Annotated in this window: 23 protein-coding genes; 16 read left to right on the forward strand and 7 right to left on the reverse strand. The window is 66.7% G+C overall.

The genetic code is table 11. The features are described from left to right. Positions 1 to 100 precede the first annotated feature (100 nt). The 6 genes from BM162_RS17205 to BM162_RS17230 all read left to right on the forward strand — a co-directional run bounded on the left by BM162_RS17205 (position 101) and on the right by BM162_RS17230 (position 6,069). Positions 101 to 1,054 (forward strand): Bug family tripartite tricarboxylate transporter substrate binding protein, encoded by a 954-nt coding sequence (locus BM162_RS17205; protein ID WP_093424594.1) that lies wholly within the window; start codon positions 101 to 103, stop codon positions 1,052 to 1,054. 67 nt (positions 1,055 to 1,121) lie between these two features. Then, the gene (locus BM162_RS17210; RefSeq protein ID WP_093424595.1) at positions 1,122 to 1,850 is read left to right on the forward strand and encodes an arylmalonate decarboxylase; all 729 of its coding nucleotides are present in this window, start codon (positions 1,122 to 1,124) and stop codon (positions 1,848 to 1,850) included. A 52-nt stretch (positions 1,851 to 1,902) separates the two neighbouring features. Next, the gene (locus BM162_RS17215) at positions 1,903 to 2,370 is read left to right on the forward strand and encodes a tripartite tricarboxylate transporter TctB family protein (RefSeq protein ID WP_093424597.1); all 468 of its coding nucleotides are present in this window, start codon (positions 1,903 to 1,905) and stop codon (positions 2,368 to 2,370) included. Beyond that, on the forward strand, positions 2,370 to 3,875 hold the full coding sequence (locus BM162_RS17220; protein WP_093424598.1) for a tripartite tricarboxylate transporter permease: 1,506 nt from the start codon (positions 2,370 to 2,372) through the stop codon (positions 3,873 to 3,875). Before BM162_RS17215 ends, BM162_RS17220 begins: the two co-directional genes overlap by 1 nt. Before the next feature lie 428 nt (positions 3,876 to 4,303). Next, complete coding sequence (locus BM162_RS17225) at positions 4,304 to 4,720, forward strand: hypothetical protein (protein WP_093424600.1); 417 nt, start codon at positions 4,304 to 4,306, stop codon at positions 4,718 to 4,720. 419 nt (positions 4,721 to 5,139) lie between these two features. Next, the gene (locus BM162_RS17230; protein WP_093424601.1) at positions 5,140 to 6,069 is read left to right on the forward strand and encodes a TQO small subunit DoxD; all 930 of its coding nucleotides are present in this window, start codon (positions 5,140 to 5,142) and stop codon (positions 6,067 to 6,069) included. A 107-nt stretch (positions 6,070 to 6,176) separates the two neighbouring features. On the opposite strand, the gene BM162_RS17235 is transcribed toward BM162_RS17230, so the two are convergent. Then, the gene (locus BM162_RS17235) at positions 6,177 to 7,526 is read right to left on the reverse strand and encodes an ATP-binding protein (RefSeq protein ID WP_093424603.1); all 1,350 of its coding nucleotides are present in this window, start codon (positions 7,524 to 7,526) and stop codon (positions 6,177 to 6,179) included. Continuing rightward, on the reverse strand, positions 7,523 to 8,188 hold the full coding sequence (locus tag BM162_RS17240; protein ID WP_093424604.1) for a response regulator: 666 nt from the start codon (positions 8,186 to 8,188) through the stop codon (positions 7,523 to 7,525). The genes BM162_RS17235 and BM162_RS17240 overlap by 4 nt, the downstream gene beginning before the upstream one ends. An 84-nt stretch (positions 8,189 to 8,272) precedes the next feature. Here BM162_RS17240 and dsbD point away from each other — a divergent pair, with 84 nt between their 5' ends. The 6 genes from dsbD (at position 8,273) to BM162_RS17270 (ending at position 13,667) form a co-directional block, all read left to right on the forward strand. After that, complete coding sequence (gene dsbD, locus BM162_RS17245; RefSeq protein WP_093424606.1) at positions 8,273 to 10,153, forward strand: protein-disulfide reductase DsbD; 1,881 nt, start codon at positions 8,273 to 8,275, stop codon at positions 10,151 to 10,153. Next, positions 10,150 to 10,968: a TlpA disulfide reductase family protein gene (locus BM162_RS17250; protein WP_177215227.1), complete on the forward strand. Its 819-nt coding sequence runs from the start codon at positions 10,150 to 10,152 to the stop codon at positions 10,966 to 10,968. Before dsbD ends, BM162_RS17250 begins: the two co-directional genes overlap by 4 nt. Continuing rightward, on the forward strand, positions 10,965 to 11,792 hold the full coding sequence (locus BM162_RS17255; protein ID WP_093424609.1) for a L,D-transpeptidase: 828 nt from the start codon (positions 10,965 to 10,967) through the stop codon (positions 11,790 to 11,792). Before BM162_RS17250 ends, BM162_RS17255 begins: the two co-directional genes overlap by 4 nt. Beyond that, on the forward strand, positions 11,789 to 12,415 hold the full coding sequence (locus BM162_RS17260; protein ID WP_093424610.1) for a DsbA family protein: 627 nt from the start codon (positions 11,789 to 11,791) through the stop codon (positions 12,413 to 12,415). Before BM162_RS17255 ends, BM162_RS17260 begins: the two co-directional genes overlap by 4 nt. 38 nt (positions 12,416 to 12,453) lie before the next feature. Continuing rightward, positions 12,454 to 13,005 (forward strand): L,D-transpeptidase, encoded by a 552-nt coding sequence (locus BM162_RS17265; protein ID WP_093424612.1) that lies wholly within the window; start codon positions 12,454 to 12,456, stop codon positions 13,003 to 13,005. Positions 13,006 to 13,172: 167 nt separating this feature from the next. After that, positions 13,173 to 13,667 (forward strand): DUF421 domain-containing protein, encoded by a 495-nt coding sequence (locus BM162_RS17270; protein WP_093424613.1) that lies wholly within the window; start codon positions 13,173 to 13,175, stop codon positions 13,665 to 13,667. Positions 13,668 to 13,705: 38 nt separating this feature from the next. On the opposite strand, the gene BM162_RS17275 is transcribed toward BM162_RS17270, so the two are convergent. Together BM162_RS17275 and BM162_RS17280 are read right to left on the reverse strand one after the other, a co-directional pair. Next, on the reverse strand, positions 13,706 to 14,155 hold the full coding sequence (locus BM162_RS17275; protein WP_093424615.1) for a protein tyrosine phosphatase family protein: 450 nt from the start codon (positions 14,153 to 14,155) through the stop codon (positions 13,706 to 13,708). Positions 14,156 to 14,173: 18 nt separating this feature from the next. Further along, positions 14,174 to 15,568, reverse strand: coding sequence for an MBL fold metallo-hydrolase (locus tag BM162_RS17280; protein WP_093424616.1), 1,395 nt, complete (start codon positions 15,566 to 15,568; stop codon positions 14,174 to 14,176). A 131-nt stretch (positions 15,569 to 15,699) separates the two neighbouring features. Between BM162_RS17280 and BM162_RS17285 the strand changes: the two genes are divergently transcribed. The 4 genes from BM162_RS17285 (at position 15,700) to BM162_RS22920 (ending at position 20,906) form a co-directional block, all read left to right on the forward strand. Then, positions 15,700 to 16,083 (forward strand): penta-EF hand family protein, encoded by a 384-nt coding sequence (locus tag BM162_RS17285; protein WP_177215228.1) that lies wholly within the window; start codon positions 15,700 to 15,702, stop codon positions 16,081 to 16,083. Between the two features lie 248 nt (positions 16,084 to 16,331). Next, a complete protein-coding gene (locus BM162_RS17290) occupies positions 16,332 to 17,315 on the forward strand; it encodes an efflux RND transporter periplasmic adaptor subunit (RefSeq protein ID WP_177215229.1) in 984 nt (327 codons plus the stop codon). After that, positions 17,308 to 20,529 (forward strand): efflux RND transporter permease subunit, encoded by a 3,222-nt coding sequence (locus BM162_RS17295; protein WP_093424620.1) that lies wholly within the window; start codon positions 17,308 to 17,310, stop codon positions 20,527 to 20,529. The genes BM162_RS17290 and BM162_RS17295 overlap by 8 nt, the downstream gene beginning before the upstream one ends. 128 nt (positions 20,530 to 20,657) lie before the next feature. Beyond that, on the forward strand, positions 20,658 to 20,906 hold the full coding sequence (locus BM162_RS22920; RefSeq protein WP_281243824.1) for a DUF6064 family protein: 249 nt from the start codon (positions 20,658 to 20,660) through the stop codon (positions 20,904 to 20,906). 16 nt (positions 20,907 to 20,922) lie between these two features. On the opposite strand, the gene BM162_RS17300 is transcribed toward BM162_RS22920, so the two are convergent. The 3 genes from BM162_RS17300 to copM form a co-directional block, all read right to left on the reverse strand. After that, positions 20,923 to 22,242 carry an MFS transporter gene (locus tag BM162_RS17300; RefSeq protein WP_093424621.1) on the reverse strand — a complete coding sequence of 440 codons (1,320 nt, stop codon included), beginning with the start codon at positions 22,240 to 22,242 and terminating at the stop codon, positions 20,923 to 20,925. Between the two features lie 130 nt (positions 22,243 to 22,372). After that, positions 22,373 to 22,927 carry a hypothetical protein gene (locus tag BM162_RS22925; RefSeq protein ID WP_093424623.1) on the reverse strand — a complete coding sequence of 185 codons (555 nt, stop codon included), beginning with the start codon at positions 22,925 to 22,927 and terminating at the stop codon, positions 22,373 to 22,375. 361 nt (positions 22,928 to 23,288) lie between these two features. Beyond that, positions 23,289 to 23,896 (reverse strand): CopM family metallochaperone (gene copM, locus BM162_RS23330; protein ID WP_245759321.1); only part of this gene is annotated, 608 nt, incomplete at its 5' end.

The raw sequence follows: 23,896 nt of genomic DNA on the forward strand, positions 1-23,896 counted from the left end.
ATATGGCTCCTGTCCGCCTCCGAGATAGGCGCGATCGATACGGTTGACAGTGAAATGGTTTCTCAACAAACTAATTTTGTCCATATTGGGAGGAGAAAAAATGAAGAAAGTCGTAACGGCAGCGCTCGCTATCCCGCTGATGACCGGCGCCGTGCTGGCGCAGGAGTATCCCGAGCGTCCAATTTCCATGGTCGTGGGCTTTTCGCCCGGAGGCGGCATGGACACGCTGGCGCGGCTCGTGGGGGATAGGGCGTCCCAGGAGTTGGGCCAGCAGATCGCGGTCGAAAACCGTCCCGGCGCGGGCGGCACGATTGCCGCGGCGCACGTGGCCGAGGCCGAACCCGATGGGTATACGCTGTATCTCGGCGAGACGACGACTCTCATGGGGCCTGTGGTGTTCGACAACGTCGGCTACGACCCGATCGAGAGCTTTGAGCCAGTCGCGCACCTCGCCAATGCGCCGCTCGCGCTGGTCGCCAACCCTGACGTGCCGGTCGAGAACCTCGAAGACTTCCTCAGCCTCGTGTCCGAAAAGCCGGGCGAATACTTCTACGCCACCTCCGGCGTCGCCACGGTGCACCACCTCGCGGGCGAGATCCTCGAAGAGATGGCCGGGCTCGACATGGTCGATGTACCGTTCCAGGGCGGTTCGCCGTCGGTCACCGCCGTGGTTTCGGGCGAGGTTCCGTTCGGCTTCGTCAGCCTCAACGCCGCCACCTCGCAGGCCGAGGGTGGAAACCTGAAGATCCTCGGCGTCACCACTGCGGATCGGGTGCCGGATTTCCCGGATATCCCCGCCATCAGCGAGGCCGTCGAAGGGTTCTCGGCGGCGCCGAGCCAGTTTGTTCTCGCTCCGGCCGGGACTCCGGCGGACGTGGTGCAGACCCTCTCCGAGGCCTTCGGCACCGCGATGAGCGACGAAGAGCTCTTGTCGTCGCTGACGGCACGCGGGTTCCTGCCGGACTATCAAGACGCAGATACTTTTGCGTCCGATGTCCCGGATATGGTCTCGACATGGAGCGACGCCGCCAGTGTCGTAAGCAACGGCAACTGACCAGAGACAAGTCCGCTTCTGTGCGCTCCTACGAAGGGGCGCACAGGGTCCCTTATAAGGAGACATCATGCAGCCCGTGATCGGAATGATCGTGCCGCCCGCCGCCGGAAAGGTGCCGCCCGAGGCGTACGGTCTTTTTCCCGAAGGCATCACCTTCGCCGCCAGGGGGCTCGCGCTTCGCGAGCTTTCGCTCAATGGCTACAGCGAGGTAATTGACAGGGTGGCCGACCTCGTACGGGATCTGCGCGAGGTGGAAGGCGCCGATGCCGTGTCGCTGATGGGCACCTCGCTCAGCTTTTTCAAAGGCAACGCTTTCAACGACGAACTTGTGCAGGTCATGGAGCGGTCAGGAGGCATTCCGGCCACCACCATGAGCAACGCGATCCGCGATGCGCTTCGTACGCTCGGGGCGCATCGCATCGCCGTCGGGACCGCCTACACCGACGAGGTGAATGAGCGGCTCCGGGTCTACCTCGAGACCGCGGGCTTCGAAATCGTCTCTCTGCAGGGCCTGGGGCTGACGGAGGTGCCGGATGTCCACGCGGTCACTCAGGAAGAGGTCGTCGAATTGGGGCAGAGGGCGGCGGAAAGCGCCGTGATATCCCCGGACGCTGTGCTGGTCTCCTGCGGCGGGCTCATTGCAACCGACCTCGCGCCGCAACTCGAAGCGCGTATCGGCCTGCCGGTCGTCGCCAGCGCGACGGCTGGCGTATGGGCGTCGGTGCGACTGCTTGGCCGGGACGGCGCCAGTCCGAAGCTCGGTATGCTGGCTGAGGCGTCCCGGTCACGAGGCTGACCTGGACGCTCGACTTTCACGTGACCACGAACCGCAGCAGGTAACCTGAACCATGCGCACCACCTCCACGCGCCGCAGTGTGAACCTTTCCGATCTTGTGTCGGGACTTTTTGTCGTACTGCTCTCGGGCGGGTTTGCGCTTGAGGCATTCGGCCACGGCATCGGCACATTCGCCCGCATGGGAGCAGGGTTCTATCCCTTCGCTCTCGGCGCGATCTGTGCCGCCTTGGGCCTTGGGATCGCCGTGCGCGCCGTCATCGCGCCGACCGCAGACGAGGCCAGCGTCCGGTGGCGCGGGCTCCTCTTCATCTGCGCCGCCTTCGCCACCTTCGGTCTGCTGATAGAGCCGGCGGGTCTGGTCGCCGCCATCGTGGGGAGCACGGTCATCGGAGCGATGGCCGATCCGGAGTCGCGGCTGTGGGAAAGCCTGCTGCTCGGGTTTGGTCTCTCGGCCGGCATCTGGCTGATCTTCGTCGTTCTCTTGGGACTTTCGATCCCCGTCCTGCCGTTGGTGCTTTGATGGACATCCTTACCGCGCTCCTGGGTGGCTTCGCCGAGGCGATCACGCTCACCAACCTTATGTACTGTTTCCTGGGCGTGGCGCTGGGGACGTTCATCGGCGTGCTGCCCGGGCTCGGCGCGATGATCGGAATCTCGCTGCTGCTGCCGGTGACCTATTACCTCGAGCCGCATTCCGCGATCATCATGCTGGCAGGGATCTACTATGGCGGGGAGTTCGGCGGCTCCATCGCCTCGATCCTGATCAATGTGCCCGGCACGCCGTCGAGCGCGGTGACATGCATCGACGGCAATCAGATGACGAAAAAGGGACGCGCGGCCGTCGCCCTATTCGTCACAGCCATCGCGTCCTTCATCGGCGGCTCCATCGGCATCGTGCTGATGACACTGTTCTCTCCGCTGATCGCGGACTTCGCGCTTAGCTTCAAATCCGAGGATTACTTCGCCGTCATGCTGTTGGGTCTCGTCGCCTCGGCCTCAGTCGCCCGGGGGTCGGCCCTGAAGGGACTGGTTGCGGTCCTGCTGGGAGTGCTCGTCGGGACCGTCGGCACCGACGTTAGCACTGGCGTGCAACGGTTCACTCTGGGTTTCCCCGAATTGGTAACTGGCGTGAACCTCGTGATCCTGGCGATGGGGATCTTCGGTTTGGCCGAGGTGGTTTCCTCGGCGGGCAACACCCTTCCGCCCAGTGGGGACCAGCATGTTCGGATGCGCGACATGCTGCCCACGCGGGACGAGGCGCGGCGCTCCACCGGGCCGGTGGCGCGGGGCTCGGCTCTCGGCTCGCTCCTGGGGGCTCTGCCGGGGGCGGGGCCGACTCTGTCGGCGTTTCTCGCGTATTCGTTCGAAAAGCGGCTGTCCCGCGAGCCGGAGAAGTTCGGCACCGGGATCGTCGAGGGTGTCGCCGCGCCGGAATCCGCGAACAACTCGGCGGCGCAGACCGCCTTCATTCCGACCCTTACGCTCGGCATTCCTGGGACCGCGACGATGGCTCTGATCCTCGGTGCGCTGATGATCCACGGCATCCCGCCGGGGCCGAAGCTCATGACAGAGCACGCCGACCTGTTCTGGACACTCGTCGCGAGCTTCTGGATCGGCAATTTGTTCCTGCTGATCCTGAACATCCCGCTCGTGACGATCTGGGTGCGGCTCCTGAAAATCCCTTACCGGCTGCTCTTCCCCTCGATCATCTGTTTCATCTGCGTGGGGGTCTACAGCGTCAGCCTCAATCCTTTCGACATCTTCCTCGTCATCGCCATCGGCCTTCTGGGCTACGGCATGCGTGTGGCCGGCTACGAAGCTGCGCCGTTTCTGATGGGCTTCATCCTTGGCCCGTTGATGGAAGAATACCTTCGCCGGGCCCTCCTCCTCGGTCGCGGCGATGTGACGGTCCTGGTGCAGAGTCCGGTCGCCGCCGTCTGCCTCGCTATCACTTCGCTGATGCTGCTTTGGCCGCTGGTGGGCGAACATGTACGTCGCCTACGCGTAGGCTTTCCGAGGCCCTGAGGTGCCGGGTTGGCAAGAAACCGCGTCGGTCCTGGATGCGCACGTGGAAAAACGTGACGCAGGGGGACCGGCCGGACGGGCTGGCGCACGCCACGCCAGTCCTCAACATGTAATCCACGATCTGGCACACCGGAGATCTCTGGAAGATGACCGGTCTGCGAGCGAGACTGATGCCCTTCCGGGCCGTCGTCGACGGCATGCGCAGATATTGGGCTCCGAGCGGACCTACTGGAGCGAGATAGCCACAGTTCCCTAAGCGAAGACAGCCTGTCACTCCCGGCCCATACCGGACACTCGCCGGCTGCTTCCGGGGGGGCGCTGCCGCCCGCCGAAGCAGCCATTCGCAACAGCATGCAGCATTGGTCGGTGCCGGAAGACTTGCTTTCGGAGATCGAACCCACTGGGCTTCGCCACGTCCGGGATGCAGCGTGATCGACGCGACGAAAGCGAATGACCTCGAGAAGGCCCGCGACATGACGCTGCGCGCCACACAATGGCTCAACGTCAACCAGCTCCGGGTTCGCCCCAGCGGGCCTCCGTTCTCATGGAGGATCACGACCTACATGGCCACGGTCGACCCGGCAGCGACAGACGAAGAACGCCTCGTCGCGTCCCGCCGCATGCTGAAGGCGCTCGAGGTACACGCCCGGCAGGAGCGCTGGGAGTACGACAGCGCGCAAGGCTCATACCGTGACCGCGATCCCCTCGTCAGGGAGTGGGAGACGACCGAGCGGGATGCGGTCCTCGAGACTTTGGACAAGCTTCTGCGCGCCTCGACCAAATCTCTCGAAACAGAGTGCCGCAAAAAATTCATCGGCAAAGCAGTAGCCGTGCGTCACCTCTGATAGGTGGCGCGTGGCATTGGATGTCTCGACCGGCCCTGCACCGCATCGCTGCGGATCGAATTCGACCCGGAGCGGGCCGACGGTATGCGTGCTTTCGCGGTCCCACGATCGGGCGCAGGCAAGAAAGACGGCGGAGCGACAGCGCAAAAGACGAGCTTCGATGTGATCCTGCGGCCTCTGCGCCCGGTCCCACGATAGAGCCGACTTACGCTAAGTCATTCACGCTGAACAGTATTCAAGCATCTCGATGTTGACATGGATCAACGCAACCCTCCGCCCTTCGCGTAGACCAGAGCCATGTTCCGGGCCTGAAGGCACTGCCGGTTAACCTGCCGGCAGAGGGAGGAGGCGGGCCGTCGGAACGACGAACGGTGACCGGGCGCGACACCCGGCCCGTGCTCTGACCGAAGGATAAAAAAATGCGATCCGACCTCCCATCCTCCACCCGGTCCGGCCGCGGCCTCGCCCTGCGGGCGGCCGCAATCTCGATGGGCTTCGTCTTTCTCATGGGCGGCTGGCGGCGCTTTTACAACATGCCCGCCAAGCACGACATCGACAGCCCGGCGTCGCTCGCCAACAAGCTCGTCGAGGCCGCTCCGGGGTCGCCCATTGAACCCGCAATCCATTGGGTACTGAACCATCCCTTCGCGGCGGAATGGTCGATCTACATGATGTCCACCGCCGAGGTGGTGGTGGGGCTCGGGCTCATATTCGGGTTCCTGACGCGGCTTTCTGGCCTCGGATCGGCGCTGCTCAACCTGGCGATGATGCTGATCTTCGGCTGGATGGGGTACGAGTGTCTCGATGAATGGACCATGGCGGCGCTCGGTTTCGCAATCTCCGTCGGCGTTATGATCCAGGGCACAGGGCTCTACTCACTCGACAACCTGCTCAATCGTGACGACTTCGCCAGCCTCTTTCCGCGCAGCGTGAGCGTGGGACTGACGGTGCTTTCCGTGATCTTCACGGTCGGCTTCTACAGCTATTACTTCGGCATCTTCGACTTCCAGAAGCGGACGAGCGCCAACAGCTACCACATTTCGGCGCTCGAGGTGCCGGGCGAGGCCGACCAGGCGCGTCTTTACGTCGATGCCGGGCCCTCCGCCGCGGCCGCCTACGTGACGAAAATCACCTACCAGATGAGCGATGGCAGTCAGCAGGTGCAGCAACCTGAGGAGATCGAGGTCATCAAGAGCCACTTTGAGCCTTGGGCCCACAAGTCGGGCAGCCTCGTGGACGGCGTGATGAAGCTGCGCCTCGGCTCGATGGTCGACATCCGGCTGCCCGAAGGTGCGGTCTCGGCCGAAGTCAACCTGATCGGCAACAAGAACCCGGTCATCGGCTTCTGATCGGCCTCGTGCCACTCATTGCATTCGCCCCCGCAGGCTTTCCTGCGGGGGCGACCGATATGCAACCCGGGCGTGTCTCGCGTCCTGTACCGGGTACTCTTTCGCCCTCAGGCCCTCCGGGACTGGAACCGCAGCGAAACGATCTCGCCGCCTCCTGGCCGCGGCGCGAAGCCGAGGTCTCCGCCGAGCCGCGCCATGGCCGACAAGGCGATAGATAGGCCAAGGCCGCTTCCCCCTTCAGGCGCATCCCGACCGCGGAAGAAACGCTCGGTGATGCGATCGCGATCGGCCTCTCCGATACCCGCCCCCCGGTCGAGAACCCGTACGACCAGCGCTCCGTCCAGAACCTCGCCCGTCACGTGCACCTGTCCGCCAGCGGGACTCGCGAGGATCGCGTTTTCCACCACGTTGCGCAGCGCCACGGTCGCCAGGACAAGATCGCCCGCGACCGGCGGAAGATCCGGCAAGCAGGTCTCGACCCTGACGCCCCTTGTCGCCGCAAGTCTGTCTACGGCGAGCACGACATCATCTGCGATGACGGAGAGGTCGAGCCCTGATGCGCCACCTTCCGACGCGCTGTCGACCATCGCCAGTTCAAGAAGCTGCCGGACCATGCGGTCCGTGCGCGCCACGCCGCGCTCGATCTGCGCCAGCGCCCGGCCCCGCGTCTCCGCGTCCGGGGCCATCCCCGCGATCTGGGCCTGCGTCTTGATCCCCGACAGCGGCGTCTTCAGTTCATGCGCCGCGAAGGCGGTGAAACTCCTCTCCCGTTCTCGCGAGGCCGCGACGCGCGCAAAGAGATCGTCGAGCGCCTCACCCATGGGTCGGATCTCGGCTGGCAAAGGTCCCGCCGCCACCGGGTCCAGGTTGTCGGCGGAGCGCGCACCGAGCGCCCGCGCCATACGGTCCAGCGGTGCAAGCCCGCGTGCGACGCTGAGCCAGATGAGTCCGGCCAGCACCGGCAGGATCGTCAGCGCCGGGATGAGCAGCCCGCGCACGACGTCCGCGACCAGCCGCTCGCGCACCGCCAGCCTGTCGCCGACCATCACCCTCAGGCCCAGCTCTTCGTTCACCTCGGTATAGACCCGCCACGGCTCGCCATCGACGAGGTTCTCGGAGTAGCCGCTGCGCTCTTCCGCCAGCCGGCCGGCGGGGGCGCTGGCGGAGGAGCCCACGAGCACGCCCTCGAGCGACCAGATCTGGCAGGAGAGCTGGCGGGCGTACTCGGGACTCGCATTGTCCCTTCCGTTCGTCGCCGCATCGGCGGCAGAGGCAAGATCGATGCGTCGGCCGGAAAGTAGCGAAGAAACCATCTGCGCCGCTTCCGCGAGCCGGGCGTCGAGCACCTGCTCGACCTCTGACCGCGTCGAATGCTGAATCCACCAGACCGCCGAAAGCCATACGGCGCCGGTGGCGGCAAGCAGGATCAGGAAGAGCCTCGCACGGATCGAGATCATTGCCGGCCCTCGGCGAGCCTGTAACCTACGCCTCGGATCGTCTCGATGAAGGCTGTCCCCAGCTTGGCACGGAGCTTATGGACGTGCACCTCCAGCGCGTTGCTCTCCACGCCCTCCTGCCAGCCGTACAGGCGCTCCTCCAAGCGATCCTTCTCGACGATGACGCCCGGGCGCTCGAAAAGTGCCTGCAGCAGCGCAAACTCCCGGCGCGAAAAGGTTACCTCGCGCCCGTCGATCGTCCCGCGCATCCGCGCGGGGTCGAACTCCAGCCCGTTCCAGGAAACCATTCCGCGCGCCTCGCCCTGGGCCCGGCGGGTGATGGCGCGCAGCCGCGCGGTGACCTCCTCGAGGTCGAAGGGCTTGCCCAGGTAGTCGTCCGCACCGGCATCGAGGCCGGCGACCCGGTGGCTCACCTGGTCGAGCGCGGTGAGCATCAGCACCGGGAGCCGGTCGCCACGCGACCGCATCCGGGCCAGCAGGTCGGAGCCAGAGCCGTCTGGCAGCATCACGTCCAGAATCACCGCCGAGAAGCCGTCCTGCTTCCACGCCTCGGCGGCGTCGGCGCAGGTCCCCACCAGTTCCGGGGTGAAACCCTGTAGCCGGAGGCCCACGCAAAGGCCATCGGCCAGTGAAGCATCGTCTTCCACGACCAGAATGCGCATCGCTCTTTCTCTTCCTTTACGTCACGCCCCCAGTCGCTCCCGATTATTAAGGGAACGTTAAGGTTGGGACTTGATCGCGGCGTCATGAAACGACGCGCACCCTATTCCAGCCTCTACAGGCATGCCATCGGCGAAGCCTTCCGCACCCTTGCCATGCTCCTGCTCCTCACAGGCGTGGCCGCCGCGCAGGAGACGGTGTTCGCGCAGGGCGAGCCCATGGACCCGCGCGAAGCTTTCGAGCTCACAGTCACAGCGCCCCCCGAGGGCGGTCGTCTCCTGCGCTGGAAGATCGCGGAGGGCTACTACCTCTACCGCGACTACCTCTCCGCGAAGACCGCCGACGGCGCCTCCCTGCCCCTCGAAACCGACCAGGGGGTTGCGAAGGAAGACCCCACCTTCGGGACCGTCGAGGTCTACTACGACAGCGCCGAGGCCCGGATGCCCGCGGCCGCGGGCCCGGTGCAGGTGACCTACCAGGGATGCCAGGAAGACGGCATCTGCTATCCGCCGGTGACCGAGGAATTGCCGGCCCTGTCACAGGCCTCGTCGTGGTCCGCCACGAATGCCCCGGCTGGGGAGCCCCCGGTCGGCGGCGATGCTTCGGCGCCGCCGGCGGAGCCCGGCGAGGCCGACGCCGAGACAGTCAAGGCCGGCACGTTCACCCTGGCCGACGACGCCGGGATGCTCGGTGGACTCCGGGACCGGGGTGGAGCCACCCGCGTCCTGCTCGGCTTCTTCGGCTTCGGGCTTCTGCTGGCGTTCACGCCCTGCGTCCTGCCGATGTTCCCGATCCTCGCCGGCCTGCTCGCGGGCCAGGGCGAGGGCATGGGCGCCCGGCGCGGCTTTGCCCTGAGCGCGGTCTACGTCGTGGCGATGGCCTCGGCCCTGAGCCTGCTCGGGATCGTAGCGGCCTGGTCCGGGCAGAACCTGCAGATCGTGCTGCAGTCGCCGTGGGCCGTCGGAGCCGTCGCGGTGATCTTCGTCGCGCTCGCCCTGTCGATGTTCGGGCTCTACGACCTGCGTCTTCCCGAGGCCTGGAACGCGAGCTTGTCGGGCGCGGGATCGGGCCGCCGGGGCACGTTCGGCGGCGCCGCGGTTCTCGGCTTTACCTCGGCCCTCATCATGGGCCCCTGCGTCACCGCGCCTTTGGCCGGCGCGCTTCTCTACATTGCCCAGACCGGTGACGTGGCGCTCGGCGCCGGAGCGCTCTTCGCTCTCGGCCTGGGGCAAGGCGTCCCGTTGCTCGCCATGGGGGCCTTCGGTGCCCGGGTCCTGCCCCGCGCGGGGGCCTGGATGGACAGGGTGAAGCTCGTCTTCGGCTTCGCCTTCCTCGCCATGGCGGCATGGCTCGCGGGGCGCATCGTTCCGCCGGCGGCCGGGCTCGCCCTCTGGGCCGCCCTGCTGGTGCTCGCCGGGGTCTTCGCGGGCGGCCTCGACCGGCTGGACGCGGCATCGGGCGCCGGGGCGCGCATGCGCAAGGCCGCGGGCCTCGTCGCCTTGCTCTCCGCCGCCCTCCTCGGCCTCGGCGCGGCGAGCGGCGGAGACGATCCTCTGCGCCCGCTCGCAGGACTGCGCGTGCCCGCCGGCGGCAGCGCCGAGGCGGGGCAGACGGAGCTGGTCTTCACCACCGTCACCACGGTGCCCGAGCTCGAGGCCGTGCTCGGCGGCTCCGACGCACCCACCATGATCTACTTCACCGCCGACTGGTGCGTCACCTGCCGGGTGATCGAGCGCCGCGTCTGGTCGGATCGCGGTGTGCAGGAGGCGCTGTCGGGCATGACGGTCATCGCCGCGGACCTGTCCGACTTCGATGCCGGCAGCCAGAACCTGCTCGACCAGCTCAACTCCGTCGGCCCGCCCACGATGATCTTCCTCGATGCGCGGGGTCGTGAGGCTGCCGGAACCCGGCTTGTGGGCGAACCGGGCCCGGAGGACGTCATCGCATCCGTGAGGGCGGTGCGTTGAACGCGGTTGCGATCGGCCCGCTCGTCTTTTCGAACGCGCGGTTCCAGGCGGTGCTGGCGATCTTCGTCTTCCTGGCGGTCGTGGAACTGATCGCGTGGCGGTGGCCCCGCCATGCCCAGGACGCGCGGCCCTGGTCGATCCTCGCGCTCCTCTCCTGGATCGGCGCAGCGCGGCTTGGCTTCGTGGGTGCGGAATGGGACAGCTTCGCCGCGGCGCCGCTCGACGTGCTGGCCCTCTGGCAAGGCGGCTTCGATCCGCTGGCCGGGCTGGCGGGTTTTGGAGTTGTAACGCTCTTGGGGACCCTGCGTCGTCCCTCGGTCGCGGCTCCCCTTCTGGCCGCCGCTGCCTGCGCCGGCATTGCCGTTGCCGGGGCCCGCCTCGCCTTGCCGGACGAGGCCTCCGGACGACTGCCCGAGATCGCCCTGCCCGACCTTTCTGGCCGCCCGGTGCCGCTTACCGACGCCGAAGGGCGACCGGTCGTGATCAACCTCTGGGCAAGCTGGTGCCCGCCCTGCCGGCGGGAGATGCCGATGATGATGGAGGTCGCGACCGCACGCGACGACGCCGCCGTGCGCTTCGCCAACCAGCGAGAACGCGCCGCGACGATCTCGGACTTCCTCCGCCGGCAGGGACTCGCCTCGGACGCCGTCCTGCGGGATCCGGACGGCCGACTGATGGAGCGGTTCGACCTGCTCGGCCTGCCCTCCACGCTGTTCTTCGACGCCGAAGGCCGCCTCGAGGCCGTCCACACCGGTGAAATATCCCGCGCGCAACTCAACGCGCGCATCGATGACCTGACACGGGAGACCCCATGAGACCACTTCCCGAGCGTGCGCGGCTCCTGTCCGCCTGCGCCTGCCTGTCGTTCCTGGCGGCCTGTACCACGACGACCTCTTCGCAAAGTCCGTCGGCGCGACCCGATGCGTCCCCGACGCCGGCCACAGCAGAGCCTCCCGCGAGTTCTGCCGAGGCGTCCGTAATGCAGGCCCCGTCGCTGCCCGCCGACGTCCGGGCGATGTACGACCGGATCGAGGACAAGGGCGAGATCATCCCGGCGGTGCCCGAAGACGTGCTGAGCGAGCGCAATCGCCGCCAGGAGGTCGATTACTGGACCGACGAAGAACCCGGAACCATCGTCGTCGATCCCCATGCGCGCTTTCTCTACCTCGTCCTCGAAGGCGACCGGGCGATGCGCTACGGCGTGGCCGTCGGCGACGACGGGCGCGGCTTTGCGGGCACCGGCAACATCCCCTTCACGCGCGAGTGGCCGCGCTGGACCCCGACGCAGAACATGCTGGAGCGCGATCCGGAGAAGTACGGGCCCTACCGCGACGGCATGGAGGGCGGGATCGAGAACCCGCTCGGCGCGCGGGCGCTTTACCTCTTCAAGGACGGGCGCGACACGCTCTACCGCATTCACGGCACCAACGACCCCTTCTCGATCGGCAAGGCGACCTCGGCCGGCTGCATCCGCCTGTTCAACCAGGACATCCTGGACCTGCACGAGCGGGTCCGGGCAGGCGCCAAGGTGGTCGTCCTGAGCGAGACGGAGAGTGGCAAAGGCACCAATCCGCCCTCTGCCGATCGGTCCATTTCGATCTCATCCACCACCCTCACGGACACAGGAGCAACCCGATGACCCGACTGAACCGCAGGCACCTTCTTCTCGGCGGCCTGGCCACTGCCGGCAGCGCTGCAGGCCTGCTGCTATTCTCTCGCAATGGCGCCACCGCACAGGACCTCACTCGCGAGGACGTGCTCTTCGATCCCGACAACCCGGAGCTCGGCAACCCCGAGGGCGACGTGACCCTCGTCGAGTTCTTCGATTACCAGTGCCCCTACTGCAAGGCGAACCACCCGATCCTGACCGACGTCGTCGCCGCAGACGGCAACATTCGCCTGGTGATGAAGGACTGGCCAATCTTCGGCGCACCCTCTGTGCGGGCCGCGCAGCTCGCTCTCGGCGCCGCATCCCTGGACGCCTACGAAACGGCGAATGCCACGCTGATGGCGACGGAAGGCCGCCTCGACGACGCGCTGATCGACGAGGCGCTCGAGGATGCGGGGCTCGATGTGGCGGACCTGCAGGCTGCGTATCAGAACGACCGCAACAAGTGGGACGGGCTTATCGCGCGCAACGGCAGGCAGGCGTCGATCCTCGGCCTCAGGGGCACGCCTGCCTTCATCGTCGGCACCGCCCTCTATCCTGGCGCCATGGATGGCGAAGCGCTCCGCGAGGCGATCGAGATGGCGCGGTCCTGACGGAGGCCGCAGAGCTTCAACAGCAGAGGAGAACGCAGATGAGCCAGACCTTCACCCGCCGCGCTGCCATCCTGGGCGGCCTCGCAGGGCTTGCCGCCCCGAGCCTGCTCAACGCACAGGAGGCACCGGTCCGGCGCAATGCCTCGAGCTTCTCGGCGCAGCGCTGGCAGGACCATTTCGACAGCCTCGGCGTCGTCACCATCGTCGCCGATACCACCTCGCGCGCCCTCCACTACTGGAACGAGGATGGCTCGGACTATCGCATGTATCCCACCTCGGTGCCGGCCTCGGAGGAGCTGACGAAGCGCGGCTACACGCAAGTGGTGCGCAAGAAGGTCGGCCCCGACTGGACGCCGACCCCGTCGATGATCGAGCGCAACCCCGACCTGCACTACATGCCGCCGGGGCCGGACAACCCGCTCGGCACCCACGCGATGTACCTTTCCTGGCCCGCCTACCTGATCCACGGCACCCACGACACGCGCAAGATCGGGCGGCGCTCGTCGGACGGCTGTATCGGGCTCTACAACGAGATGATCGCGGAGCTGTTCGCGATTACACCGGTGGGGGCGCAGGTGCGCATCATCTGACTGGCCAGTGGTCGGGGGGCGGCGGGCGCCTTCGTCGCCCCCCCGGGCATGGGCCGACGCGGTGGCCGCGCATTGCCCGGAGCGCCGGCCGCGGTCATCCTTCGCAGCGGTCGCCTGCGCTCCGCCGCTTCGCCGCACGCGCCGGGCACCACGAGAAAGGACATGCGATGGAGACGTTCCATTACCTGATCGGCCAGGACACGCCGCACATCGCCTGGTGGCAGATGTGCCTGCGTGCCGTGATCATCTTCGTCTATGCCGTGGCGCTCTACCGTCTCGCGCCGCGGCGGTCCTTCGCCGGACTCTCGGCCTTCGACATCGTCCTGACCGTCATCATGGGGTCGAGCCTCAGCCGCGCCCTGACCGGCAATGCGCCGCTTCTGCCGGCCCTGGCCGCCACGGGGCTGCTCGTCCTGATGCATGCCGCCCTCTCCGCGCTCGCACCGCGCTCCGAGCTGGTGTCGCGCCTCTTCAAGGGGCGGCCGATCCAGTTGATCAGGAACGGGAAAATCGACTGGGGGGCGATGCGCCGGAGCCGGCTCGGCGAGCGAGACCTCGCCGAGCAGCTTCGCCTGAAGGGGCTTCGCGGCGCAGAGGATGTCGAGGAGGCCTACCTCGAGCGCAACGGCGCGATCAGCGTGGTGAAGTCGAGTGGCGGCTGAGGCGACCGCATCGACGAGGCGGGCCGGCCGGCGGCTCCTCAACCGCCGTGGCGGTCCACGTAGCTCTTCACGAACGCCTCGAGTTCGGGCGTGTCGCATTCGAACCCCATCTCCTCGGCCTTCGAAATCACCTCGTCGCCCGACATGTCCTGCTCGCTGGCAACATGCATCATCGTCATCGCCCCGGCCCGTTTGCCCGAACTGCAATGCAGGAGTACGGGTTTGGGCAGGTTCTCGAGCCGGTCTCGGAAACGGTCCACCTCCTCGTCGGACAGATCCTGTTTCGAGACGCCCTGGTGGTAGAAGGCCAAGCCGGCCTCCTCGGCCAACCGGCGCTCCTCCTCGGGCGGGACCTTCTGCTCCTCGTCGCCGACCTGCAAGCTGACGATGGACCGAAAGCCGTCTTCGGCGACCCTGGCGAACTCCTCCTTCCCGGGCTCGAATTTCGCGACCGTGAAGGCGTCGGTGATTGCGACGGTGTTTTCCATGAGACGTTCCTTTCGATCTCAGTCGGTGGAGGTGGGGTAGCCGGCGGCAGTCCAGGCTTTCCAACTGCCCGGCACGTTGCGGACGTCCTCGAACCCGTGCGCCTTGAGCAGGCTCGCTGCCGCGCTGGCGCGAAAGCCGCTGGCGCAGTAGGTGGCATAGGTCCGCTGGCGGTCGAGCTCGTCCAGCCGCCCGGGCAGTTCGCCGAGAAAGACGTGCCGTGCGCCGGGGATACGGCCCGCGTCCCATTCCTCCTGCTTGCGGACGTCGAGCCGCTGGACCTCGGCCGGCGCATCCTTCAGCTCGTGGACCGGCACCTGCGGGATCTGCGCCAGCGGGCGGCCTTCCTCCTGCCACAGGTCCATGCCGCCGGCGAGGTAGCCGCCGAAGTTCACAAAGCCGGTGCGCCACAGCAGCCGCAGGATGCGGGGCAGATCGCTCTCGCTCTTCAGCACGAGGTGGATCGGCCTCTCGGGGTCGAGCAGCCAGCCGGCCCAGACCGACAGGTCCGGGCGGCCGCCGATGTTCAGCGCCCCGGCGATGTGCCCTGCGCCGAAGGCCAGCATGTCGCGGGTGTCGAGAAGCTGCGCGCCCGGCGTCTCGACGGCCTGCGCGAAGGCGGCCGGGGTCAGTCCCGGCACCTTCGGCAGGTTGCCCAGCACCGGCGGACCCGCCGCGTTCACCTTCTTGAGGTGCGGATAATGCATCGGCACCGGCGGCGCGTTCTCCTGCATCGCTGTCTTGAAGTCCTCCAGCCGCTCGATCCGGCAGTAGGGATTGAACCGGCGCTCGAAGCCGATCGTGCTCGACATCCGGTCGCCGATGTCGGGTCCGCATTCCGACCCGGCGCCGTGGCAGGGATAGATGATCACGCCGTCGTCCAGCCGCATGTAGAAGTCGTGGACTGTGTGAAACAGCGCCTCGGTCAGCTCCTCGGTCTGCTCGTCGCCCATCAGGTCCGGCCGCCCCACGGAGTCCACGAAGAAGCTGTCGCCGGTCAGGACGCCCCAGGGGCTGTCCTTGCCGCTTTCGTAAAGCAGGAAGGCCAGGTGTTCGGGCGTGTGGCCGGGCGTGTGCTTCGCCTCCAGCCGGGCAGAGCCGAAGTCGAAGGTGTCGCCGTCGCGCAGGGGGTCGTGGTCGAAGCCGTACTCCGCCCCGCCCTCGACGCTGAGGCAGAGCTTCGCCCGGCCCTGAAGCCGGTCCACGAGTTCGCGCGCGCCGCTCATGAAGTCGGCATGGATGTGCGTCTCGAAGACATGGGTGATCGCAAGGCCATAGCGCCGGGCGGTCTCCAGGTACACGCCGACATCGGGCCGCGGGTCGATGACGGCTGCCACGCCGGCGGCGTCGTCGCCGACAAGGTAGGAGGTCTGGGCCACGCCGTCGGCCAGGATCTGCTCGAATCGAAGAGTCATGTCTGGAGGTCCCCCATCCGTGGGTCAGACCGGAAAACTCTCTGCATACATCGCGGTTCCAGAATGTACCGGGGAACCACGAGCCTTCCCGCTCGTCTTGCGGATATCCGCTCATGAGAGGAGACCGCCCGATGAAGCTCACGAAACGACTGGCGATCGGCGCCATCGCAGGGGGAATCGCAGCGGCACCTGCCGTCGCGCAAGAGGCGGAGGCCGCGTTCGACCGCCTCGATGCCGACGGAAACGGGCACATCTCCTGGGCGGAGGCTTACGACGTCCGCACCAGCGAGTTCACGGAGATGGATGCGGACATGAACGGCATCCTTGCAGAGGAGGAATTCCAAGGCCCGGCCCGCCCCCTCTCTGCATTCGATACCGATGGAGACATGACCCTGTCGCTGGCCGAGTTCCTCCAGGGGCACCGCAGCATGTTCGACAGATTCGACGAAGATGCCGACGGCGCGCTGGTCCTGGACGAATTCGAAGCAGCGCGGAGTGCAGCTCGGAGCGATTAACCCCGCTGTCGTCCGCATCCGCTACCGCGGGCGTCATCCTCCCGCCGTACATGGTGCCGCCTCTACAGTTCTTTCGCACCCGTCACAGGCCATAGGCCTTCCAGCGGCGTCGACGACGTCTTGAGCACTTGATCTGGCGTCAAGAAACACATTCAGTTTTCTTGATTTAGATCATTGTGATCCAGGCCGAGACTGTGCCTTCTCACTGGCATCCGGAAGAACGACGTGGATTTGGGTGAGGTGGGACAGTGCGGTTGATAGGGGCGTTTTGCCTGGCGCTGGCGGCGACTTCCGCGGGGGCGGAGACTTTCGAAGTTTTGCCCACGGAAATTGTCGAATGGAAGTCGGTCTACGGCGAGGTGGCGACGCGCGATCTCGTACCGGCCCGTGCGCGGCTCGGCGGCACTGTTGCCGAGCTCGACGTGAGCGAGGGGCAGCGCGTGACGGCGGGCGAGCAGATCGCGCTGGTCGAGGACGACAAGCTCCAGTTCCGGCTGTCGGCTCTCGACGCCCGCCGCGAGGCGTTGTCGGCGCAACTCGAAACGGCGCAGTCCGAGCTTGAGCGCGGGCAGACCCTCTTCGACCGCGGCGTGATCACGACCCAGCGGCTCGACGAATTGCGCACCGCGGTGGACGTCATCGAAGGCGAACTCCGGAGCCTCGACTCCGAACGGCTGATCATCGAGCAACAGGTCGACGAGGGCGGCGTCCTGGCTCCGGAGGCGGGGGTGGTGCTGTCGGTCCCCGTTTCCCGCGGATCGGTCGTCACGCCCGGCGAGACCATTGCCGTGATAGGGGGTGGCGGCGTCTATCTGAGGCTGTCTGTCCCTGAACGTCATGCCCAGGACCTCGCCGAGGGTGACGAGATCCGGCTGGGCGCCGGACCGGACGGCCGAGAGGCGGCCCGCACGGGGACACTGGTCAAGCTCTACCCGCAGATCGAAGGTGGACGCGTGCAGGCGGATGTCGAGGTCGAAGGCCTCGACGGGCGCTTTGTCGGCCGCCGACTTCCGGTGCGTCTGCCGGTCGGTGAGCGCGAGGCGCTTCTCGTGCCGCAGGCCGCGCTGCACCAGGTCGGAGGCCTGGATTACGTCTGGACCGAACCGGAGAACGCGGACCGCCTGCGCCGCACCGTCGTGCCGGGGCGGGAAGTTTCCATTGACGGTGAACCCTGGCGTGAAATCCTCAGCGGCCTGACCACTGGCGACCGCGTGGTGCTGGGCGATGAGTGAAGATCACGCGCCCAGCGGCGCACTCGGGATCGCGGGGCGACTGACGCGCGCCTTCATCGCGTCGCCGCTGACGCCTCTTCTCCTGCTTGCCGCGCTGGCGGTCGGGGTGATCGCGCTCGTGAGTCTGCCGCGCGAGGAAGAGCCGCAGATCTCGGTGCCGCTGGTGGACATCCACGTGCGCGCGGACGGCCTGGCGGCGGAGGACGCCCTGAAACTGGTGACCGAGCCGCTGGAGACCATCGTCAAGGGCATTCCGGCGGTCGAGCACGTCTACTCCGACACGCGCGACGACCGCGTGATGGTAACGGCGCGCTTCGAGGTCGGCGTTCCTGCCGACACCGCCATCCTGCGGGTCCGCGACAAGATCCTCGCCAACCTCGACCGCATCCCGGTCGGGATTCCCGAGCCGCTGGTCGTCGGGCGGGGCATCGACGACGTGGCGATCGTGGGACTGACCTTCGCGCCCGCGCCGGGGCAGACTGCCATCACCGCGGCGGATCTCACCCGCATCGCCCGCGAGGTGGAGGTCGAGCTTGCGAAGATCGAGGATGTCGGCCTCACCTACATCGTGGGTGAGACCACGGATGCCCTGCGCGTGTCGCCCGACCCGGAGCGACTGGCCCTGTACGGCGTGACGCTCCAGCAGCTCGCCGCGAAGGTCGAGGGCGCCAACAGCGCCGCTCCGGCCGGGCTGCTGCGCGACGCGGGCCAGCAGGTGATGCTGGCGATCGGACAGACACTCTCGACACCGGAAGAGATTGCGAACCTCGAGCTGACCACTCGCGACGGCCGGACTGTCTACGTGCGGGACGTGGCGGACGTCGCCTATGTCAGCGATCTGGACGAGGCGCATGTCGCCACGTTCGCACGAACGGACGACGGCGATGTCCTGCGCCGCCCCGCGGTCACGCTGGCGCTGGCGAAGCGTGCCGGGGCCAACGCCGTGACGGTGGCCGAGGAGGTCCTTCACCGGGTTGTCGTGATGCAGGGCGAACTGATCCCCGACAGCGTGGAGATCGAGATTACCCGTGACTACGGCGAGACGGCGAACGAGAAGGCGAACGAGCTTCTCTTCCACCTGGCGCTCGCGACAATCTCCATCGTCGCCCTGGTCCTGGTGGCGATCGGCTGGCGGGAGGCCCTCGTGGTGGCGATCGTGATCCCCGTGACGATCCTGCTGACGCTCTTCGCAGCGTGGGTCATGGGCTACACGCTGAACCGGGTGTCGCTCTTCGCGCTGATATTCTCGATCGGCATCCTCGTCGACGACGCCATCGTGGTCATCGAGAACATCGCGCGGCATTGGGCCATGAGGCGCGAGGACCAGAGCCCGTTCGGCGCCGCCATTTCGGCCGTGGCCGAGGTCGGCAATCCGACCATCGTCGCGACGCTTACCGTGGTCGTCGCGCTGCTTCCCATGCTCTTCGTCTCGGGCCTGATGGGGCCTTACATGAGCCCCATTCCGGCGGTCGCCTCGGCCGCGATGATATTCTCCTTCTTCGTGGCCGTGATGATCACGCCATGGCTCATGCTGAAGATTGCCGGCCGTGCGCACATGGGCCACCATGCCGACGAGGAAACCGGCCATCCCGGCGGCGGCCTCGGCCGCGCCTATGCCGCCGTCGCCCGCCCGCTCCTGAAAAGCAAGGCACGCAGCGGAGTGTTCCTGCTGGTCGTCGCGGTGCTGTCGTTCGGCTCGCTTGCGTTGCTCTACACCCGCGATGTGACGGTGAAGTTGCTGCCCTTCGACAACAAGTCGGAGCTGTCGGTCGTGATCGACCTGCCCGAAGGCGCCTCGGCCGAGGCGACGGACGCGGTGGCACAGCGCGTCGCACGGGTGGCGCTCGACCTGCCAGAGGTCGTGTCGGCGCAGAGCCACGCCGGCACGGCGGCGGCCTTCGACTTCAACGGGCTGGTGCGCCACTACTACCTGCGATCGAGCCCCGAATTGGGTCAGGTGCAGGTCAACCTCGCGCCGAAGGACGCGCGGGACAGGACCAGCCACGAGATCGCACTGGACCTGCGCGAGCGGATATCGGCGCTCGAGGTGCCCGAAGGCACCGTTCTGAAGACGGTCGAGCCGCCGCCGGGCCCGCCGGTGATCGCCACGCTTCTGGCCGAGATCTACGGACCCGACGCCGAGACCCGCCGCGCCGTCGCGACCCGCGTGCGCGAGGCTTTCGAGGACGTTCCCTTCGTCGTCGACGTGGACGACAGCGCCGGAGAGCCGCCGCGCCGGCTGCGTGCCACGCTCGCTCCGACGGACCTCGAGTTCTTCCGCGTCGAGGAGCGCGACGTGCTGCAGACCCTGCGGCTGCTGAACGGCAGCACGACGGTCGGGTACTCGCATCGCGGCGGCGGGCGGCCGCCGATCCCGATCGTGCTGGCGCGCGTGCAAAGCGACCAGGAGATGGACGAACGGGCCCTGTCCACGCCGGTGCCCGCCAACGCGCTCCCGGGGGCGCGGGGAGTGGTCGAGCTGGGTGACGTGGTCCGGATCGAGGAGGAGCGCGCCTCCTACCCCATCTTCCGTCACAACGGCTACAGCGTCGTGATGGTGACGGGAGAGCTTGCGGGGGACTTCGAGGCGCCGCTCTACGGGATGCTCGCGGTGGAGGACCGGCTAAATGCGATGGAATGGGACGACGTCGCGAAGCCGGACGTCCGGCTCAACGGGCAGCCCGCCGAGACGGAGACGCCGGTCCTGCTTTGGGACGGGGAATGGGAGGTGACCTGGATCACCTTCCGCGACATGGGCGCGGCGTTCATGGTGGCGCTCCTGGGCATCTACATCCTGGTCGTCACGCAGTTCGGATCGTTCCGCCTGCCGCTGGTGATCCTGACGCCGGTGCCGCTGACGTTCCTGGGGATCATGGGCGGACACTGGCTGTTCGCTGCCCCCTTCTCGGCGACCTCCATGATCGGCTTCATCGCGCTGGCGGGGATCATCGTGCGCAATTCGATCCTGCTGGTCGACTTCATCCGCCACGCCGACCCCGAGGGCCGCGTCACGGTCGAGACGCTGATCGAGGCGGGCGCGACGCGATTCAAGCCGATCCTGCTGACCGCGCTCGCCGCGATGATCGGTGCGGCGGTGATCCTCGCTGACCCGATCTTCCAGGGCCTCGCCATCTCGCTCCTCTTCGGCCTGCTCTCCTCGACTGCGCTGACCGTGCTTGTCATCCCGGCAATTTACAGGCTGTTGAAGGTCTGATCTTTGGCGTGCGGGCTCGCCATAGCGCGGAGCGTTGCGGCTTCTGACCAAGCACCGTCATGACGCGACGAGCTTGTCCGGAAAGGTGATGCGATACATGCGTGCCACACCAGTAGTCATCGCGGAGGTTGCCTGATGGCCGGACCTCACCCCGTCACCCGTATCGTCTTCTTGGACCGGGCCACGCTGTCGCCGGAGACCGTTGGCTGCTGATCGTGCCCGGTGTCTGGGCCGCCATCGGAGGTAGCGCAGCCATCTTCCTCGGTGTGCCTCAGGACACCACGCTGCTCATCGCGCTGGCGCTTCTGATCCTGGTCACCATCGGCCGGATGACCGGATTGAGCTACGCCCGCCACGCCGCCGCGGATGCAGCTTAGGCGAAACGGCCTGTAGTCATAGGTGCAGCGCCCACCGGGGGTGATCAGAGTCGACGACGAAGGCGTGACTGTGGCGACGGTGCCCCTTCAGGTGCGGGTGGTCCAGCGGCAGGTTATCGTGCCGATGCTCCAGAACCCTCGGGTCCCCGGCGGGCCACAGGCGAAGTGCAGCGACGACACCGGACGCGGCCAACATGCTCAGGCCCAGCAGTGCGACCGGGGCACCGGCTACGGTCATCAGGACCCCGGCGAGCGGATAGGTGACGAGCCAGCAGGCGTGCGAGAGCGCGAACTGCGCAGCGAAGACCGCGGGCCAATCTTCCGGATGCGCGGAGCGACGCAGGAGCCGCCCTGAAGGGGTGAGCATCGCCGAGTAGCCGATGCCGGAGATTAGCCAGGCCCCGAGAAGGAGTGGCCAGGACAGGCCGGTCCCGTGGATGATCGTCGCCAGCCCCACCAGCGTCGCCGTCAGTAGGCCCGCCCCGGCGAGCATGACCGGCCTGTCCGACACCCGGCCGAGAACGCGCGGCAAGCCGAGCGCGGCGAGCATCGAGCCCGCGCCGAAGGCACCCATGGTCCAGGCGACGGCGCTCTCGGAGAGACCGAGTTCGCCACGCACCAGAACGACGGTGTTCACGAGCACCATCGCTCCCCCTGATGCCGCGGCAAGGTTCAGCGCCAGCAGCCCCCTCAGCCGCGGCGTGGCGAGGTAGATGCGGATGCCACGGGTGGAGCGGTTGTAGATGCCGCGGGGTTCCGACGGCTTCGGGCTGGGCAAGAGGACGGAGACGACCAGGAAGGCCGATGCTGCGAAGCCCGCCACGGTGCCAAGGAACAACGAATTGTACGACATTACCGCGAGCAGGAGGCCCGCGAGCGTGGGGCTGACAATGTTCTCCAGGTCGTAGGCCAGCCGCGAGAGCGACAGTGCGCGGGTATAGCGGTCCTCCTCGGGCAGGACGTCCGGAATCGTCGCCTGGAAGGTCGGGGTGAAGGCGCCCGAGGCGGACTGGAGGAGGAAGATCAGGACGTAAATCTGCCAGATCTCGGTGACGAAGAGCAGCGCCAGCGCCGCGCCCGCGCGCACGAGGTCGAGCGCCACGAGCATGGCCCGGCGCGGCATCCAGTCGGCGAAGGCCCCGGCGATCGGCGCGATACCGACATAGGCGACCATCTTAATTGTGAAGACGGTGCCGAGGACAAGCCCGGCGCGCTCGCCTGCGAGGTCGAAGGCCAGTAGGCCGAGTGCCACCGTGGCGAGGCCCGTGCCGAGCAGCGCCACGACCTGCGCCAGGAAGAGGTGCCGGTAGGTGCGGTCGGCGAGGATGGTCAGCATGATGCCCTTAGAGGTAGCGCGCGATTGCCTTGAGGTGGGCGCGACCAGTGTCTGAGAATAGCAGCCGGCCTCCAGAAACGAACGGCTAAAGGCGCTGCTAATGTTTCACATCGCCTTCAGCCGTCATTCCTCAGTACTCTGGAGCCCAACGCCCCGTATTCGGATTGACGCGGAATCGGTTCACGAGCGATCCATCCTGCGTGACGACCTCCGCTGTGATTTCGCCGTCTTGCTCCGCGACGTTCCCGACCTTTAGGTTCGGGTTGCTCCCCACCATCTGCTCAAGCACATCTCGGACATCTTCAACCGAAATTTGGCCGCCCGGGGATTGCGGCGTTCCGTACATCATACCGGGGCTCATGCCGTAGCCGGGGCGCATCATGCCGGGACCCGGCATTCCCGCTCCCGTGCCGTAGCCGGGGCTCATCATTCCCGGTCCCATTCCGTATCCGGGGCCCATCATCCCCGGTCCCATTCCGTAGCCGGGGCCACCACCCTGCTGCTGCATCCAAGCATGCATCTGATCATGCCAGTTCGAACCGCCCCAACCGGAACCATAGCCGCCGCCTGGGCTATGCGCCTTGATGAAGCCGGTATCGTCAGCGAATTGCGTCTGAGCGAGCGCGGTGCCGGCGGGAATCAGCATAACAGTCGCGAGAATTACTGACTTCGATGCACGTCTCATACTTGCCTCCATTTTGCGCAGGCTCGGTCGTCCAAGCCTCGCAAAACTAAGTCCCGCAAGCTCTCCTTCACTATGATCCACGTCAACGATCGACCCGATTGAGCGCCTCGTCACTGCGCCAGAGCGCGAAGCATCTCAAGATGTTCGCCTTTCATGAACTCAACGAGCGGCTCGCCCAATGTGCGGACCTTCCTGCCCACCGCTGCATGCGCATCAGGAGCCGTCGAGAGCGGGGCGAATCACGCTTCGGTTGATCTCATCGCTTGAGGTTACAACCGTTGTAGCGGTTAAGCCGATCTCCGATCGGTTTGCGGGAGATCGGCATCACCTGAGGCTATTGCTGTTGTGTGGCGAGCCAATCCTACAGGAATTGGACTTCGCTCTCCTGAGCTTCGATCACATCCTGTGCCAACTGCCTAAGTTCGGGATCGTCGCCGTATTCCAACACCACTCTCGCCATGTCGATCGCGCCCTGATGGTGTCCGATCATCCCTCTCGCGAAGTCCACGTCGGGATCATCCGAAAAGGCGATGTCCATCTCGGAGTGCATGCGTTCGTTGGCCGCCCGGTACGCCTCGACCCACGCAGGTACCTGTACCGCCGGCGCGGAAGCGGCTTTCTTATCTTCGCTGGCTGCCTCGTAAGCCTGCGCCATTGCCATCTGCATCGCGGCGCAATGCCTTAGCGCGTCGGCCGTGGAGGTTGCGTCCATGCCCGCAGCGGACATCGTGGCCATCATCCGCATCATCGCGGAACTCATCGCTTCCGTCGTCTCAGACGCGGTGAGGTCGGGATGCTGCTCGGATACCGCGGGCGACCCGCCGTTGTCTGAGGCGGAGTGCCCGGAATGGGTAGCATGTGCGGCTGCATCGTTTTGTGCGACCGCCGGAGACACCGCTCCGAGGAAAACCATCAGAGCCGTGGTGCCGAAGAGATATGTGGATGCCATGGAGGTATGCCTTGAAGATG

It is taken from the genome of Tranquillimonas alkanivorans, assembly GCF_900115595.1.
GTDB lineage: Bacteria > Pseudomonadota > Alphaproteobacteria > Rhodobacterales > Rhodobacteraceae > Tranquillimonas > Tranquillimonas alkanivorans.

Coding starts and splice junctions, on each gene's coding strand:
- BM162_RS17205 (WP_093424594.1), top strand. CDS start 101: ATGAAGAAAGTCGTAACGGCAGCGCTCGCTATCCCGCTGATGACCGGC.
- BM162_RS17210 (WP_093424595.1), top strand. CDS start 1,122: ATGCAGCCCGTGATCGGAATGATCGTGCCGCCCGCCGCCGGAAAGGTG.
- BM162_RS17215 (WP_093424597.1), top strand. CDS start 1,903: ATGCGCACCACCTCCACGCGCCGCAGTGTGAACCTTTCCGATCTTGTG.
- BM162_RS17220 (WP_093424598.1), top strand. CDS start 2,370: ATGGACATCCTTACCGCGCTCCTGGGTGGCTTCGCCGAGGCGATCACG.
- BM162_RS17230 (WP_093424601.1), top strand. CDS start 5,140: ATGCGATCCGACCTCCCATCCTCCACCCGGTCCGGCCGCGGCCTCGCC.
- BM162_RS17235 (WP_093424603.1), bottom strand. CDS start 7,526: ATGATCTCGATCCGTGCGAGGCTCTTCCTGATCCTGCTTGCCGCCACC.
- BM162_RS17240 (WP_093424604.1), bottom strand. CDS start 8,188: ATGCGCATTCTGGTCGTGGAAGACGATGCTTCACTGGCCGATGGCCTT.
- dsbD (WP_093424606.1), top strand. CDS start 8,273: ATGAAACGACGCGCACCCTATTCCAGCCTCTACAGGCATGCCATCGGC.
- BM162_RS17255 (WP_093424609.1), top strand. CDS start 10,965: ATGAGACCACTTCCCGAGCGTGCGCGGCTCCTGTCCGCCTGCGCCTGC.
- BM162_RS17260 (WP_093424610.1), top strand. CDS start 11,789: ATGACCCGACTGAACCGCAGGCACCTTCTTCTCGGCGGCCTGGCCACT.
- BM162_RS17265 (WP_093424612.1), top strand. CDS start 12,454: ATGAGCCAGACCTTCACCCGCCGCGCTGCCATCCTGGGCGGCCTCGCA.
- BM162_RS17270 (WP_093424613.1), top strand. CDS start 13,173: ATGGAGACGTTCCATTACCTGATCGGCCAGGACACGCCGCACATCGCC.
- BM162_RS17275 (WP_093424615.1), bottom strand. CDS start 14,155: ATGGAAAACACCGTCGCAATCACCGACGCCTTCACGGTCGCGAAATTC.
- BM162_RS17280 (WP_093424616.1), bottom strand. CDS start 15,568: ATGACTCTTCGATTCGAGCAGATCCTGGCCGACGGCGTGGCCCAGACC.
- BM162_RS17285 (WP_177215228.1), top strand. CDS start 15,700: ATGAAGCTCACGAAACGACTGGCGATCGGCGCCATCGCAGGGGGAATC.
- BM162_RS17295 (WP_093424620.1), top strand. CDS start 17,308: ATGAGTGAAGATCACGCGCCCAGCGGCGCACTCGGGATCGCGGGGCGA.
- BM162_RS17300 (WP_093424621.1), bottom strand. CDS start 22,242: ATGCTGACCATCCTCGCCGACCGCACCTACCGGCACCTCTTCCTGGCG.
- BM162_RS22925 (WP_093424623.1), bottom strand. CDS start 22,927: ATGAGACGTGCATCGAAGTCAGTAATTCTCGCGACTGTTATGCTGATT.